Genomic DNA, 13,368 nt, shown 5'->3' on the forward strand with positions numbered 1-13,368 from the left:
TTTTGAACTGGACACGACAGAACGCATGGGGAACATTGTCCGCCCATGACCCATCGTCTCGCCGTCGAGGACGCCGCCGGCCAGCCCGAGCTGTGGGCCGGCGCCAGCCCTGCCCCGAAGCGCGCGGCCCACTACCTGGGTCATCGCGACCGGCTGCGCGAGCGGGCGCTGGCGGGCGGGCTTCCCGCGCTGCCGGACTACGAGGTCCTGGAGCTGCTGCTGTTCAGGGCGATCCCGCGCGGCGATGTGAAGCCGCTCGCCAAGGCGCTTCTCGCGCGGTTCGGCTCGCTGGCGGCCGTGCTCGGCGCGAGCGCGGAGGAGCTGAAGACGGTCAGCGGCATCGGCGAGGCCGCGGCGCTGGAGCTCAAGCTCGTCCAGGAGGCGGCGCTCCGGGCGGCCAGGGCGGCGGCCTCGAAGCGCCCGGTGATCTCCTCCTGGTCGGCGCTCCTCGCCTACGTGAAGCAGGCCCTGGCGCATGAGGCGCGCGAGCAGTTCCGGGTGCTGTTCCTGGACAAGAAGAACCAGCTGATCGCCGACGAGGTGATGAACCGCGGCACGGTCGACCACGCCCCGGTCTATCCGCGCGAGGTGGCGCGCCGGGCGCTCGAGCTTTCCGCCAGCGCCGTGATCCTGGTGCACAACCATCCCTCAGGCGATCCCACGCCCTCGGCGGCGGACGTCGACATGACCCGCCAGGTCGCCGAGGCGCTGAAAGCCCTCCGCATCGCCATCCACGACCATCTGGTGGCCGGCCGCGACGGCGTGGCGAGCTTCAAGGCGCTGGGCCTGCTGTGAGCCATCCGGCATCGCGGATCATTCGCTAAGGTCCGGAACCCGTCTGGGCGTCGACCGGTTGGTTGCGGTTCGCAGCCGGGCGCCCCCATCCGCGCTGCGAATGGACCGGCCCGACGACATGAGCCCCTCTCTCTCCAGCGGTTGGGCCGGTCCGCCTCAACTCGCCGGTGCAGGCATGGCCGAGCGGGGGATGATGGCCCCTTCGTGCGCGATCACCGCTTCGGCGAGCTTGCGGGCCGCCGCGACGGCGTAGGTCGCCGTCTCCCCGCGGATCCGGGCGGCCAGATAGGCCGCGTTGAAGGCGTCGCCGGCCCCGGTGGTGTCCACCGCGGCCGGCGGATTGGCCGTGGGCCGGATGTCCAGCACCCCATCCTCTGAGCGGACGCGGACCGTACGGTCGGCGAACCGTTCGACGACCTCGGCGGTCTCGGGCGCACGCCAGCCGCCGAGCTCGGCGTCGTCCTCCTCGCTCAGCGACACGAAGCGCGCGAACGCGGCGGCCCGGCTCAGCGCCGCGCGCGCGACCTCCGCCGACGGCCACAGCCGCGGCCGATAGTTGACGTCCAGGGCCACCGCCGCGCCCGCGTGCGTCGCCGCGGCCAGGAGCGCGAGCAGCTTGGCGCGACCGGCCTCGCCCACCACCGCCAGGCTCACGCCGGAGAGATAGACCAGGTTCGCCTGCCGCAGCGCCCGCAGCAGGGCCGGGGCGAGGCCCGCCTCGTCCGACAGGCGAAAGACGTCTCGCACCGGCGCCTGGCTGCGCCAGTAGTGGAACCGCCGCTCGCCCGCGGCGTCGCGGGAGATGGCGTAGAGGCCCGGCAACCGGCCCGGCGCCCGCGCCACCAGGGAGGCGTCGATCCCCTCCTCCGCCATCAGCCGCAGGATCGCCGCGCTGAACGGATCCTCAGCCCCCAGGGCCGTCGCATAGCTCACCGGCACGCCCAGCCGGCTCAGGTAGACTGCGGTATTGAAGGTGTCGCCCGCGAAGCCTATGGCCGCCTGCCGGGCGCCGCTCAGATTGAGCTCCACCATGCATTCGCCGATCGCCACGGCTCGCGTCATCTTGGAAGCCCCCCGGCCTCGGCGGCGCGCCCCATCCGGTCGCTCGGGGCCGGTCCCGGGCGATCCCTGGCTCCGTCTTCTCATCGGCTCCAACGTCCAAGCTTGGCCATTCCATCCATTTGCGGTCCCCGTGGCAGGCTGGCCGCAATGCCGGTTTACAGCCGCCGCCGCCCGCCCTACGCCTCGCCCTCACCGGATCGCGCGATCGGACCGAGTCGCCATGCTCAACTGGTTCCAGGCCCTCATGCCGAAGGAGGGGCGGTTCTTCGACCTGTTCGAGTCCCACGCCAAGACGCTTTGCGCGGGCGCAGGCGCACTGCGCGCGATGCTCGACGGAGGAGACGGGGTCCCGGAGCGCTGCGCCGAAATCGCCCGCCATGAGCACGAGGCCGACGACATCACCCGCGAGACCCTGCTGGCCGTGCGTCGGACTTTCATCACCCCGTTCGACCGCAGCGACATCATCGACCTGATCACCGCGATGGACGACGCCATCGACCAGATGCACAAGACGGCCAAGGCCGTGATCCTGTTCGAGCAGCGGCAGTTCCATCCCGACATGGTCAAGCTCGGTGACCTGATCGTCCAGTGCGCCGAGCTGACGGCGCAGGCCGTGCCTCTGCTCAGGTCGATGCGCGACAACGCCGGCGAGCTGAACCGCCTGGCCGAGGAGGTCACCCGGCTCGAGGACGAATCCGACAAGCTCTACGACGATGGACTGGCCGCGCTCTACCGCGGGCCCGCCAAGAAGGATCCGATGGCCTACATCGTGGGCTCGGAGATCTACGATCACCTCGAGAAGGTGGTCGACCGCTTCGAGGACGTCGCCAACCGGATCAGCGGCGTGCTGATCGAGCACCTCTGAAGGGCAGCGCATGGACCTGACCGGGTCGGGCCTGCTGCTGATCGCCCTGATCGCCGTGGCCCTCCTGTTCGACTTCCTGAACGGGCTGCACGATGCGGCGAACTCGATCGCCACCATCGTCTCCACGCGCGTGCTGCCGGCCCGCTACGCCGTGTTCTGGGCCGCGTTCTTCAACTTCGTGGCCTTCCTGGTGTTCGGGCTGCATGTCGCCAACACCGTGGGCAAAGGGATCGTCGATCCCAAGATCATCTCCGACGCGGTGATCTTCGGCGCCCTCGGCGGGGCGATCACCTGGAACATCGTCACCTGGCTGGGCGGCATCCCCTCGTCGTCCTCGCATGCGCTGATCGGCGGATTGCTGGGGGCGGGCATCGCCAAGGCGGGGCCGAAAACCATCGTGTTCGACGGCGTGAGCAAGACGATCGTGGGCATCGTCGCCTCGCCGTTGATGGGGTTCGCGCTCGCGCTGGCGCTGGTGCTCGCGGTCTCCTGGATATTCGTCAGGGCGAGGCCCGCCTTCGCCGACGCGATCTTCCGCCGCTTGCAGTTCGTCTCCGCCTCCTTCCTCTCGCTCAGCCACGGCGGCAACGACGCCCAGAAGACCATGGGGATCATCGCGGTGCTGCTGTACGCCCACGGCGAAGGCGGCGGGACCTTCCACGTGCCGCTGTGGGTCGTGCTCGCCTGCCAAGCGGCGATGGCGCTGGGCACCCTGGCCGGCGGCTGGCGCATCGTTCACACCATGGGTTCCAAGATCACCCGGCTCTCGCCGCAGCAGGGCTTCTGCGCCGAGACCGGCGGGGCCATCACCCTGTTCGCCGCGACCTATCTCGGCGTGCCGGTCTCCACCACCCACACCATCACCGGCGCCATCGTCGGCGTGGGCGCCGCGCGCCGCGTCTCGGCCGTGCGGTGGAACGTGGCCGGCGGCATCGTCTGGGCCTGGATCCTCACCATGCCGGCGTCGGCGTTGATCGCCGCGGCGTTCTACGGCCTCGCACGCCTGGCCGACCGCTGGACGGGCTGAGATGCCGCGAGCCCGCGATGCTCAGGTCGCCGCCCTGCCGTGGCGCCGCTCCGAAGCGGGCGCGGTGGAGGTGCTGCTGATCACCTCGCGCGAAACTCGCCGCTGGGTGATCCCCAAGGGCTGGCCGAAGAGCGGGGAGCCCGCCCCCGTCTCGGCGGCCCGCGAGGCCCTGGAGGAAGCCGGAATCGTCGGCGCCATCGCCGCGGCGCCGCTCGGGGCCTACGGCTATGGCAAGCGGCTGAAATCCGGCGAACTCCAGCCGGTGGAGGTGGAGGTCTACGCGCTGCAGGTGGTCGAGGAGCGCGAAACCTGGCCCGAAGTCGATCAGCGGGAGAAGCTGTGGATCGCGCCGGGCGAGGCGGCCGGTCTGGTGGATGAGCCTGAGCTGAAGGCGTTGATCGCGGCCTTTGCGCCCTGAGCGGTCCGCCGCGCGGATCCCCGTTCAGGTCCAGCGCAGGGCGCGCCGGACGTCCTCGGGGCTGGCGCGGGGGAACCTCGGCGCGTCCGCCAGTTCGCGCTCGGCTTCCGAGACGTGCGCCTCCGCTTCGCGTCCGTAGCGTTCCCTCAGCCGCCTGGCGGCATCCTCGGCCGCCTCGGCCGCCTGCAAGGCTCCAACCCAATACGTCCCCATGGCGATTCCCTCCTGAGGCCAGCGGGGGCGCCGGAGCCGTCCGCCCCGACGCCTGGCGCCAAGAATTCATGCCGCTCCAGGTTGTTCCGCCCTTTGGCGCACGCCGATCCTCGAGGCGATCAAAGGCGCGTGAGGACGCCCCCTCAGCCCGCCTTGTCCTGGCGCGCCGCGCGGGCCCGCCTCGCCCGATCCAGCGGCACGAGATTGTCGCCCGTCTGCGCGGCGTTGAGCAGGGAGCCCACCGCCCGGCCGAGCTCGGCCAGCTTGTAGGGCTTGCGCAGGATCGCGAACTCGTCGCCGATCCGTTCCGCCGCCTGGCTGTAGCCGGTGGCGAGCAGGACCGGAATCTGCGGCGCCTCGCTGGTCAGTCGCCTGGCGAGCGCCACGCCATCCATCTCGCCCGCCATCACGATGTCGCTGAACACCAGATCGGGGCGCGGATCCTGGTTCACGGCCTCCATCGCCGCCGCCGCGCTGGTCACCACGCGCACGCGATGGCCGAGCTGCTCGAGCATGCCGGCGGCGACCTCCGCCACCTCGGGATTGTCTTCGACGACGAGGACCTCGGCGCTGGGCGCCACATCGGAGGCGCTCTCGGCGGTCTCGGAGCGGGGCTGCCGGTCCGCCCGTGGCAGGTAGAGGGTGAAGCTGGCGCCGCGGCCAAGCTCGCTGTCCACCGTCACCCGCCCGCCCGACTGCTGGGCGAAGCCGTAGACCTGCGACAGCCCGAGCCCGGTGCCCTTGCTCACCTCCTTGGTGGTGAAGAAGGGATCGAAGATGCGCGGCAGGATATCGGGCGGAATGCCGACGCCCGTGTCGCTCACGGTCAGCGCCACCAACTGCCCCTCCGCCTCTCCCCCGGCGGCCTGCTCGGGCTCGGCGGTGTTTTCCGCGGTGATCGAGAGCACGCCGCCCGAAGGCATGGCGTCGCGCGCGTTGACGGCCAGGTTGAGCAGCGCCAGCTCGAACTCGCTGGCGTCCACCTGAACCGGCCACAACGTCTTCGGGACATCGACGATCAGCTGCACATCGGCCGGCAGGCTCGCGGAGAGCAGATCCTTCAGCCCGGGCAACCGCTCCTGCAGCGACAGAGGCGCAGGCTGCAGCCGCTGGCGTCTCGCGAAGGACAGCAGATGACGGGTCAGGTCCTCGCCCCGCCGCGCGGAGGCTTCGATGGCGTCCAGCGCGCGCAGCGCGCGAGCATCTCCCTCGAGGCCCTTGCGCAGCAGCTGGGCCTGACCGCTCACCACCATCAGAAGATTGTTGAAGTCGTGCGCCACGCCGCCGGTGAGCTGGCCGAGCGCTTCCATCTTCTGGGCCTGGGCGAGCTGGTCGTGGGCGCGCTGCAGCTCCAGCTGGGCGTTGCGCTTCTCGGTGATGTCGCGCGTGATCTTGGCGAAGCCGACGATCTCGCCCTGCTCGTTCCTGACCGCGTCCAGCACGGCGCTCGCCCAGATCAGCGAGCCATTCTTGCGCACCTGCCATCCCTCCGCCTCGTAGCGCCCCTGCTCGGCGGCGGTCTGCAGCGCCTTCATCGGCACGCCCGCGGCGCGGTCGGCGTCGGTGTAGAATCGAGAGATGTGCTGGCCCACGATCTCGTCGGCCGTGTAGCCGCTGATGCGCTGCGCGCCGGCGTTCCAGTTCGTCACGATGCCGTTCGGATCGAGCATGAACAGCGCGTAGTCCATGACGCTGGAGATCAGCAGCCGGAACTGGCTTTCGCTTTCGATCAGCGCCTCTTCGGCCGCCTTGCGCTCGCTGATGTCGCGAGTGATCTTGGCGAAGCCGATATGGCGGCCCTCGTCATTGTAGATCGGGTCGACCACCACGCTGGCCCAGAAGCGGGTGCCGTCCCGGCGCATCCGCCAGCCCTCCGCCTCGAAGCGCCCTTCCTTCAGCGCGGTGGCGAGCGTGCGGCCAGGCATCCCGGCCTGGCGATCCTCCGGCGGGTAGAAGATGCTGAAGTGCCGGCCGATGATCTCGTCGGCCTTGTAGCCCTTGATCCGCTCGGCGCCCTTGTTCCAGTTGGTGATGGTGCCGTTCACGTCGAGCAGATAGATCGCGTAGTCGATGACCCCCTCGACGAGCAGGCGGAAGCGCTCCTCGCTTTCGCTGAGCGCGACCTGCGCCTCCCGCTGAGGGGTCATGTCGCGGGTCACCTTGGCGAAGCCGATCAGCTGGCCATCCTCGCCGCGAACGGCGTGCACGGTGGCTTGCGACCAGAACCGGCTGCCGTCCTTGCGCACCCGCCAGCCCTCGCTCTCGGCGCGGCCCTCCTTCGCCGCCCGCGCCAGGATCTGCTCCGGCAGCCCGTTGCGCCGGTCCTCGAGCGTGAAGAAGCGGGCGAAGGCCTGGCCTTCGATCTCCTCACGGCTGTAGCCCTTCAGCCGCTCGGCGCCGGAGTTCCAGGTGATCACCCGACCCTCGGGGTCCATCATGTAGATGGCGTAGTCGGTGACCGCCTCGACGAGATAGTGAAGGGTGCGATCGTGGCTGGGGGGATCGCTCATGAAGTCCGACCGGAAACCGCGCGCCAGATGACGTCCCCTAACCTATTTAGCGGACGCGGAAATCTCTCACAACGATGGTGACGAGAATTGACTTCCGTCCGGCCGCTGGGGAAACTTCCAGGGCTCCGTGCGAGGGAGAGCGCATGTTCCTGGCCGCCCACGAGCTTCGTCCCCCCGACGAACCTTCCGATGAAGATCCGAAAACGCCTTCGCCGTATGGCGAGTTCCCCCAGGAAGGCGACGATCTCCCCTACAAGGTCGAGGTCTGGGACGAGGCGGGAGGGTACGTCGAGCAGGTGGTGGCGGTCAGCGTCAGCCCGGCGATCGGCTATGCCGCCTATTATGCGGCCACCCGCGAATACCCGGGCCGCGCCATCACCCTGCGCCACAGGTCCGCCGTGATCAGCCGGTGGACCGGCAAGGCCCACTAGCCGGACCGGGTGGCGAATGATCGAAGAGGGCGACGAGCCGAAGGTGGTTTCCCTGGGCCCTGCGGTCGCGGCCGCGACGCGGCTGCCCTACACGGTGGAACTCTGGGATTTGCCGCGGTATGCGCCCGAGCGGGTGATCGGCCGCGCCGCGAGCATCGGCCTGGCGCGCGCCATCTTCGTGGCGGCGCAAAGCGAGCATCTCGGCCGGCGCGTGCTGTTGCGCCGCGGCCGGCAGATCCTCGCGGAGAGCGGCTGAGCCCGCTTAACCCTGAACCCGACGGCTCTGCGTGGTCGCTCAAGGGGTCCCGGCATCCGTTAACGGCGGTTAGCCACGTCTGTCAGCCTTACCTTAGCGAGTTGGCGCCAGAGTAGGCTCTTCAAGGATGTGGCGTCGCCAATCCCGCTGACCGCCACGGGCTGGAGTAGCTTTCTCGTGTCTGAGTTGAACGCCAAGCCGGAACGGGCGCTGACCGTCCTCCATGTCGACGACGACCCCGTCAACCTGCGCGTCGTGGAGGAGATCCTCACCGCGTTCGGTCATCATGCGGTCAAGGCGCTAAGCGGACCCGAAGCCCTGGAGCAGATGGGCAAGCAGGCCTTCGACGTGGTCCTGATGGACATTCACATGCCCGAGATGAGCGGCATCGAGGTGCTCAAGCGCATCCGCAGCTCGCTCGGTCCCGAGCGGGACACCCCGGTGATCGCGCTCACCGCCGACATCCTGTCGCGCGAGCCCGCCGAATACCTGGCGCTCGGCTTCTCGGGCTTCGTGCCCAAGCCGGTGATGGTGCAGGGCCTGATCGCAGCGGTGACCCGCGCGGCGGGCGTCGCCCAGCCCATGCTTCGGCTTCGCCGGGCTAGCTGAACCCGCTCGCCTGCGGCATTCTGCCTCCCAAGGCCCGCCTGAGGCCAGGGAGGATCGGTGATGTCGAAGCTCAGCCGTGACGGCGTTTCGCTCTATTACGAGGTGCACGGCGAAGGTCCTGCGCTGCTCCTGACCCACGGCTTCTCGGCCACCTCACAGATGTGGAAGGGCCAGATCGACGCGCTCGCCCCGCACTTCACGGTCATCACCTGGGACATGCGCGGCCACGGCCAGAGCGACTATCCAGCCGATCCGTCGCAGTACTCCGAAGACGCCACCGTCGCCGATATGGCGGCGCTGCTCGACCAGGTCGGCGCCCGGCGCGCGGTGATCGGCGGCCTGTCGCTCGGCGGCTACATGAGCCTGGCCTTCCACCGGGCGCATCCGGACCGCACGCGCGCCCTGCTGATCATCGACACCGGCCCGGGCTACAAGAACGACCAGGCGCGGGCGGGCTGGAACGACAACGCCGTCCGCCGGGCCGAGCGCTACGAGACCGAGGGCCTGGGCGACCTCTCCCGCGCCTCGGCCGAGGTGCGCGCCTCCAGCCATCGCGACGCCACGGGCCTCGCCAAGGCGGCGCGCGGCATGCTCACCCAGCGCGATTCCCGGGTCATCGAGAGCCTGCCGGAAATCCAGGTTCCCGCCATCGTCATCGTCGGCGAGAACGACGCGCCGTTCCTGGCCGCTTCCGACTACATGGCCGCCAAGATCCCCGGGGCGACGCGGGTGACGATCCCCAACGCCGGCCATGCGGCCAACATCGACAATCCCGAGTCTTTCAACGAAGCGCTGACGGAGTTCCTGCAAGGCGCGCATCTCGCCGAGCCCGCCTGAGGGCCGCATGAAAACCGCGCTCTGCAGCCTGCTCGGCATCGAGCTGCCGATCGTCCAGGCGCCGATGGGCGGCGCGACGACGCCCGAACTCGCGGCCGCCGTCAGCAACGCCGGCGGCCTGGGGACCCTGGCGCTCTCCTGGCATCCCCCCGAGGCCGTGCGCGCCGTGATCCGCGCCACCCGCGCGCTGACCGAGCGGCCCTTCGCCGTCAACCTGGTGCTTGCCTTCCCGCAGGAACAGCGGCTGAAGGTCTGCCTGGAAGAAGGCGTTCCGGTCATCTCCTTCTTCTGGGGCGATCCGGAGCTGCACCTGCCGGCGGTCCGCGCGGCGGGCGCCAAGTCGCTGCTCACGGTGGCCAGCGCCGCCCAGGCGCGGCGCGCGGCCGACGCAGGCGTCGACGCGGTGGTCGCCCAGGGCTGGGAGGCGGGCGGCCACGTGCTGGGCGAGGTCGCCACCCTGCCGCTGGTCCGCGCCGTCGTCGACGAAGTCGCGCCGATGCCGGTGGTCGCGGCCGGCGGGATCAGCGACGGACGCGGTCTCCTCGCCGCCCTGGCGCTCGGCGCCGCCGGGGTCTGGATCGGCACCCGCTTCCTCACCGCGCCGGAGGCCGCCATCCACCCGGAATATCGCCGCCGGCTCATCGAGGCCGCCGAGACCGCGACGGTGCACACCCGGCTGTTCGACGGCGGCTGGCCGGATGCGCCGCACCGCGTGCTGCGCAACTCCACCTACGAGGCCTGGGAGGCCGCCGGACGCCCGGCGCCGGGCGCACGTCCGGGCGAGGGCGAGCCCGTCGCCAAGGGCGGCTTCGGCGAGGCGCCGCGCTACGCCGCCACCACGCCCGGCCGCGAAACCTCCGGCGACATCGAGGCGCTGTCGCTATGGTCGGGCCAGGGGGTCGCCCAGCTGAGGCGCGAGCAGCCGGCCGCGGAGATCGTCCGCGAGATCGCGGGCGAAGCCCGCGCGGTGCTGACCTCGCTACAGCGCGAGCTGCAGCTCTAGCCACTGGCCGTTCGGCAGGCTCGGTGCAGGTCGATCGCGGGCCGCCCGTAAGCGCCCTCGGGCGCCGCTGTTGCTCGGCACGCCGGGAACCTCCGAAACCGAATGGCGTCAGATGAAATACAAGTCTTGCTTCACACGCCGGACTCGGATTTGGTCAGTATAGAAGGCGCGTCGGCAGGAATTCACAACATAAATATTGTATAATACTTCAGTCACGTTCAGGGAGGGGCGTCGCCGATGAGTTACTGGGAGTTCGAGGACCTGCGCCGGGAAGCGGAATCCGCCGGCGATCGCTTCGGGGCCTCGCCGGAGGGCCAGGCGCGGGCGCTACGGCACCTCTGGTCGGCGGAGATCGCGGCCCGGCGGGAGGTTCGTTTCGCCCAGCAGCGCCAATGGATGAAAACGCTCATCCGCAGACACGCCACGTGAGCGGGGCGGTGAAGCGCTTCCGGGGGCTCATTCCCTACATTCTGCTCGGGCCGATCTCGGGTCCTCTGACGGCCGGCGTCGTGCGCAATTTTCGCGCCGGCCAGCGGTTCCTGGCGGGGCTCTACGCCCTCGCCATGCTCGAGGTCTGGATCGTGCTGCCGCTCGTCGCGCACAACTTCGCCGTGGCCGCAGCCCCTTAAAGGCCTGCGCGGCTGCAGTGGAGCCGAAGCGATCCGGCGCGCCTGATCTCGAACGGGCGCCAAAGCCCGCCTGCAGCGGCCCTTCGCGCGGGCTTGCGAGGGCCTATCTTAGGCTGCAGCCTTGCGGCGAGACCGATGCCCGACCTCCGCCAAGCCATCGCCGGCCAGATTCGTCAACTCGTGGGCGCGGGCAACCCCGGCCGCGAGCGGGTGCGGACCGATTTTGGCCTCTTCGGCCCAGGCTCCGCCTGCTGGAAGGTGCATGGCGATTTCACCAGCATGATGGTGGGCGGCATCGCCGCCCTGTTCCTGCAGATGCTGCATCCCGGCGCGCTGGCGGGCGTCTGGGACCACTCGAACTTCCGGCAGGACATGTCGGGGCGCCTGCGCCGCACGGCCCGCTTCATCGCCGGCACCACCTACGGCTCGACCGCCGAGGCCGAGGCCCTGATCGCCCACGTCGGCCAGATCCACGATCGCGTCGCAGGCGTGCTGCCGGATGGAACCGCCTATTCCGCCAACGATCCGGACCTGCTCACCTGGGTCCACGTCGCGGAGGTCTCGTGCTTCCTGGCCGCGTATCTGCGCTACAAGGACCCGGCCTTCCCGCCCGCCGAGCAGGACCGCTACTACGCCGAGGTCGCGATCGTCGCCGAGAAGCTCGGCGCCACGGACGTGCCGAAGAGCCGGGCGGCCGTGCAGGCCTATCTGCGCGCGATCCGGCCGCAGCTTCGGTACGACCACCGCACCCGCGAGGTGGCCCGCGCGCTCATCTCCCAGCGCGCGCCGAGCCCCGCGGCCGCGCCGTTCCTGGCCCTGATGTTCGAGGCCGCCCGAGACCTGCTGCCCGACTGGGCGCAGCGCCTGCACGGCTTCCGGGCGCCGCCGGCCGGCCGGCCGGCGGTCCGGCTCGGGGTCAAGGGCATCGGCCGGGTGTTCCGCTGGGCGCTGACCAACAGCGCCGAGGCGCGCGCCCGCCGCCGCGCCGCCGAGCTGGGAGCGCAGCGGGCGTGACCCCGAGCGCGGGCTGAGGCGCCCCCGGGGCTCGTCCGCGGGTCACCTTGCGACGGCGCTTGCCTGCCGTGCGGGAAATGCGGCCTGATGGCTCCGACCCGACGGAGGGCTCCATGCACATCGACCTGCTTTCCCCGGAGCGCTTCGTGGGCGGCCAGCCGCACGAGCAGTTCCGCTGGCTTCGCGAGCACGACCCGGTCCACTGGCACGACGAGCCGGACGGGCCGGGCTTCTGGGCGGTCACCCGCTACGCCGATGTCTGGAGCGTCGACCGCGACTTCCAGACCTATTCCTCCGAACCCACGATCATGATCCGCGACCCGCTCACCGAACAGCAGGGCTTCGGCGGCGCCAAGATGATGCTGATGATGGACCCGCCGGAGCACACGGCGTTCCGAAAGCTGATCCGCTCGGAGTTCACCCAGCCCGCCGCGCACCTGCGGGAAAGCCGCATCCAGGCTCTGGCGCGGCAGATCGTCGAAGCCGTGATCGATCGCGGCGAATGCGATTTCGTCGCCGATGTGGCCGGCGAGATGCCGTCCTTCGTCATCGCCGAGTTGATGGGCCTGCCGCTCGCCGACGGGCGCGAGCTCTACAAGCTGACCGAGATCATCCACACCGCGCCCGAGGCGCAGGCTCCCGGCGCGGGCGGCCAGGCGGTGATGAAGATGTTCGAGTACGGCTCGGGCGTGATCGCCGAAAAGCGCGCGCGGCCGGGCGAGGACCTCGCCTCCAAGCTGCTCGCCGCCGAGGTCGACGGCCGGCGGCTCACCGACACCGAGTTCCTGCTGTTCTTCCTCTTGCTGGTGGACGCCGGCGGCGACACCACCCGCAACCTGCTCTCCGGCGGGCTCCTGGCCCTGATGGAGCATCCGGATCAGTTCCGGTGGCTGATGGCCGACCTCGACGGCCGCCTGCCGAGCGCGCGCGAAGAGCTGCTGCGCTGGACGACGCCGGTGATCTACATGCGCCGCACGGCCAGGAAGGACGCCGAGCTCGCCGGCAAGCCGATCCGGCAAGGCGACAAGGTGGTCATGTACTTCGGCTCGGCGAACCGCGATCCGGCGAAGTTCGACCGCCCCGAGACGCTCGACCTTTCGCGCGCCCCCAACGAGCATAACGCCTTCGGCGTGGGGGCGCACGGCTGCCTCGGTCAGCACATCGCCCGGATCGAGATCGACGCCATGCTGCGCGAGGTGCTGACGCGCATGACCGACTTCCAGCTCGCAGGCGAGCCCGAGTGGCTGCCCTCCAACTTTATCTCCGGGCCGAAGGCGATGCCGCTCAGGTTCGAGGCCCGGGCGAAGGTGGCGGCCTAGCCGGAAGCCGGCCGCCACTCGCTCCGCTCAGTGCGGACTATGGGCCGATGGCGCCATCTGGCCGCGCGTCACCGGCAGGGGCGTCCTCAGCGTGCCGTTGCCCGGATTGGCGTTGAGGTTCGGCTGCGTGAAGTGGTGGGTGAGCAGGCTGCCTGTCTCCACCGCGGGCGTGGTGTGGTCCTCGCCGGAGAGCGGACTGCCCTGCCCGGGGACGAGCGTGCCCGGCCGCCCCGGATTGGTGGTCCCGTTCTGGAACGGCTGGCTCGAGGTCGTCAGTCCGCCCGCCCCGACGGCGGTGAACAGGTGGTCGGAGGCGAGGGCGGGACCGCCCAGCAGGGCCAGAGACGTGCTGATGGCCAGAATCGTTCGCGCTTGCATAA

17 protein-coding genes are annotated in these 13,368 nt (G+C 70.3%); 13 read left to right on the forward strand and 4 right to left on the reverse strand.

The features are described 5' to 3' along the window. Nucleotides 1–45: 45 nt before the first annotated feature. On the forward strand, nt 46–795 hold the full coding sequence (gene radC, locus VLI41_RS02310; RefSeq protein ID WP_325266440.1) for a RadC family protein: 750 nt from the start codon (nt 46–48) through the stop codon (nt 793–795). A 156-nt stretch (nt 796–951) separates the two neighbouring features. Here radC and VLI41_RS02315 read toward each other — a convergent pair whose 3' ends face one another. Continuing rightward, a complete protein-coding gene (locus VLI41_RS02315) occupies nt 952–1,857 on the reverse strand; it encodes a sugar kinase (protein WP_325266441.1) in 906 nt (301 codons plus the stop codon). A gap of 220 nt (nt 1,858–2,077) precedes the next feature. Here VLI41_RS02315 and VLI41_RS02320 point away from each other — a divergent pair, with 220 nt between their 5' ends. The 3 genes from VLI41_RS02320 to VLI41_RS02330 are packed head-to-tail and all read left to right on the forward strand — an operon-like array spanning nt 2,078 to nt 4,167. Beyond that, nucleotides 2,078–2,722, forward strand: coding sequence for a DUF47 domain-containing protein (locus VLI41_RS02320; RefSeq protein ID WP_325266442.1), 645 nt, complete (start codon nt 2,078–2,080; stop codon nt 2,720–2,722). 10 nt (nt 2,723–2,732) lie between these two features. Further along, complete coding sequence (locus VLI41_RS02325; RefSeq protein WP_325266443.1) at nt 2,733–3,749, forward strand: inorganic phosphate transporter; 1,017 nt, start codon at nt 2,733–2,735, stop codon at nt 3,747–3,749. A gap of 1 nt (nt 3,750) precedes the next feature. Next, complete coding sequence (locus tag VLI41_RS02330) at nt 3,751–4,167, forward strand: NUDIX hydrolase (protein WP_325266444.1); 417 nt, start codon at nt 3,751–3,753, stop codon at nt 4,165–4,167. A 24-nt stretch (nt 4,168–4,191) separates the two neighbouring features. Here the strand turns inward: VLI41_RS02330 and VLI41_RS02335 are convergent, their stop codons facing one another. Continuing rightward, nucleotides 4,192–4,380, reverse strand: coding sequence for a hypothetical protein (locus VLI41_RS02335; RefSeq protein ID WP_325266445.1), 189 nt, complete (start codon nt 4,378–4,380; stop codon nt 4,192–4,194). Between the two features lie 143 nt (nt 4,381–4,523). Further along, nucleotides 4,524–6,890 (reverse strand): PAS domain S-box protein, encoded by a 2,367-nt coding sequence (locus VLI41_RS02340; protein WP_325266446.1) that lies wholly within the window; start codon nt 6,888–6,890, stop codon nt 4,524–4,526. A 143-nt stretch (nt 6,891–7,033) separates the two neighbouring features. On the opposite strand from VLI41_RS02340, the gene VLI41_RS02345 reads away from it, so the two are divergent. The 9 genes from VLI41_RS02345 (at nt 7,034) to VLI41_RS02385 (ending at nt 12,988) form a co-directional block, all read left to right on the forward strand. Then, nucleotides 7,034–7,321 (forward strand): hypothetical protein, encoded by a 288-nt coding sequence (locus VLI41_RS02345; protein ID WP_325266447.1) that lies wholly within the window; start codon nt 7,034–7,036, stop codon nt 7,319–7,321. Between the two features lie 16 nt (nt 7,322–7,337). Further along, a complete protein-coding gene (locus tag VLI41_RS02350) occupies nt 7,338–7,577 on the forward strand; it encodes a hypothetical protein (protein ID WP_325266448.1) in 240 nt (79 codons plus the stop codon). A 177-nt stretch (nt 7,578–7,754) separates the two neighbouring features. Further along, a complete protein-coding gene (locus tag VLI41_RS02355; RefSeq protein WP_325266449.1) occupies nt 7,755–8,186 on the forward strand; it encodes a response regulator in 432 nt (143 codons plus the stop codon). Nucleotides 8,187–8,246: 60 nt separating this feature from the next. Further along, on the forward strand, nt 8,247–9,023 hold the full coding sequence (locus VLI41_RS02360; RefSeq protein ID WP_325266450.1) for an alpha/beta fold hydrolase: 777 nt from the start codon (nt 8,247–8,249) through the stop codon (nt 9,021–9,023). A gap of 7 nt (nt 9,024–9,030) precedes the next feature. Beyond that, nucleotides 9,031–10,026: a nitronate monooxygenase gene (locus VLI41_RS02365; protein WP_325266451.1), complete on the forward strand. Its 996-nt coding sequence runs from the start codon at nt 9,031–9,033 to the stop codon at nt 10,024–10,026. A 237-nt stretch (nt 10,027–10,263) separates the two neighbouring features. Continuing rightward, entirely contained in the window at nt 10,264–10,455 is a 192-nt protein-coding gene (locus VLI41_RS02370) for a hypothetical protein (protein ID WP_325266452.1), read from the forward strand. Between the two features lie 8 nt (nt 10,456–10,463). Further along, entirely contained in the window at nt 10,464–10,655 is a 192-nt protein-coding gene (locus VLI41_RS02375) for a hypothetical protein (RefSeq protein WP_325266453.1), read from the forward strand. A gap of 135 nt (nt 10,656–10,790) precedes the next feature. Continuing rightward, nucleotides 10,791–11,669 carry an oxygenase MpaB family protein gene (locus VLI41_RS02380; RefSeq protein WP_325266454.1) on the forward strand — a complete coding sequence of 293 codons (879 nt, stop codon included), beginning with the start codon at nt 10,791–10,793 and terminating at the stop codon, nt 11,667–11,669. A gap of 113 nt (nt 11,670–11,782) precedes the next feature. Next, nucleotides 11,783–12,988, forward strand: a complete 1,206-nt coding sequence (locus VLI41_RS02385) for a cytochrome P450 (protein ID WP_325266455.1) — start codon at nt 11,783–11,785, stop codon at nt 12,986–12,988. Nucleotides 12,989–13,015: 27 nt separating this feature from the next. Here VLI41_RS02385 and VLI41_RS02390 read toward each other — a convergent pair whose 3' ends face one another. After that, the gene (locus tag VLI41_RS02390) at nt 13,016–13,366 is read right to left on the reverse strand and encodes a hypothetical protein (RefSeq protein ID WP_325266456.1); all 351 of its coding nucleotides are present in this window, start codon (nt 13,364–13,366) and stop codon (nt 13,016–13,018) included. Nucleotides 13,367–13,368: the final 2 nt, after the last annotated feature.

This window comes from Phenylobacterium sp. (assembly GCF_035475775.1).
GTDB lineage: Bacteria > Pseudomonadota > Alphaproteobacteria > Caulobacterales > Caulobacteraceae > Phenylobacterium.

Excerpts from the sequence above, each read along its gene's own strand:
- radC (WP_325266440.1), top strand. The coding sequence starts at position 46 with ATGACCCATCGTCTCGCCGTCGAGGACGCCGCCGGCCAGCCCGAGCTG.
- VLI41_RS02315 (WP_325266441.1), bottom strand. The coding sequence starts at position 1,857 with ATGACGCGAGCCGTGGCGATCGGCGAATGCATGGTGGAGCTCAATCTG.
- VLI41_RS02320 (WP_325266442.1), top strand. The coding sequence starts at position 2,078 with ATGCTCAACTGGTTCCAGGCCCTCATGCCGAAGGAGGGGCGGTTCTTC.
- VLI41_RS02325 (WP_325266443.1), top strand. The coding sequence starts at position 2,733 with ATGGACCTGACCGGGTCGGGCCTGCTGCTGATCGCCCTGATCGCCGTG.
- VLI41_RS02330 (WP_325266444.1), top strand. The coding sequence starts at position 3,751 with ATGCCGCGAGCCCGCGATGCTCAGGTCGCCGCCCTGCCGTGGCGCCGC.
- VLI41_RS02335 (WP_325266445.1), bottom strand. The coding sequence starts at position 4,380 with ATGGGGACGTATTGGGTTGGAGCCTTGCAGGCGGCCGAGGCGGCCGAG.
- VLI41_RS02340 (WP_325266446.1), bottom strand. The coding sequence starts at position 6,890 with ATGAGCGATCCCCCCAGCCACGATCGCACCCTTCACTATCTCGTCGAG.
- VLI41_RS02345 (WP_325266447.1), top strand. The coding sequence starts at position 7,034 with ATGTTCCTGGCCGCCCACGAGCTTCGTCCCCCCGACGAACCTTCCGAT.
- VLI41_RS02350 (WP_325266448.1), top strand. The coding sequence starts at position 7,338 with ATGATCGAAGAGGGCGACGAGCCGAAGGTGGTTTCCCTGGGCCCTGCG.
- VLI41_RS02360 (WP_325266450.1), top strand. The coding sequence starts at position 8,247 with ATGTCGAAGCTCAGCCGTGACGGCGTTTCGCTCTATTACGAGGTGCAC.
- VLI41_RS02365 (WP_325266451.1), top strand. The coding sequence starts at position 9,031 with ATGAAAACCGCGCTCTGCAGCCTGCTCGGCATCGAGCTGCCGATCGTC.
- VLI41_RS02370 (WP_325266452.1), top strand. The coding sequence starts at position 10,264 with ATGAGTTACTGGGAGTTCGAGGACCTGCGCCGGGAAGCGGAATCCGCC.
- VLI41_RS02380 (WP_325266454.1), top strand. The coding sequence starts at position 10,791 with ATGCCCGACCTCCGCCAAGCCATCGCCGGCCAGATTCGTCAACTCGTG.
- VLI41_RS02385 (WP_325266455.1), top strand. The coding sequence starts at position 11,783 with ATGCACATCGACCTGCTTTCCCCGGAGCGCTTCGTGGGCGGCCAGCCG.
- VLI41_RS02390 (WP_325266456.1), bottom strand. The coding sequence starts at position 13,366 with ATGCAAGCGCGAACGATTCTGGCCATCAGCACGTCTCTGGCCCTGCTG.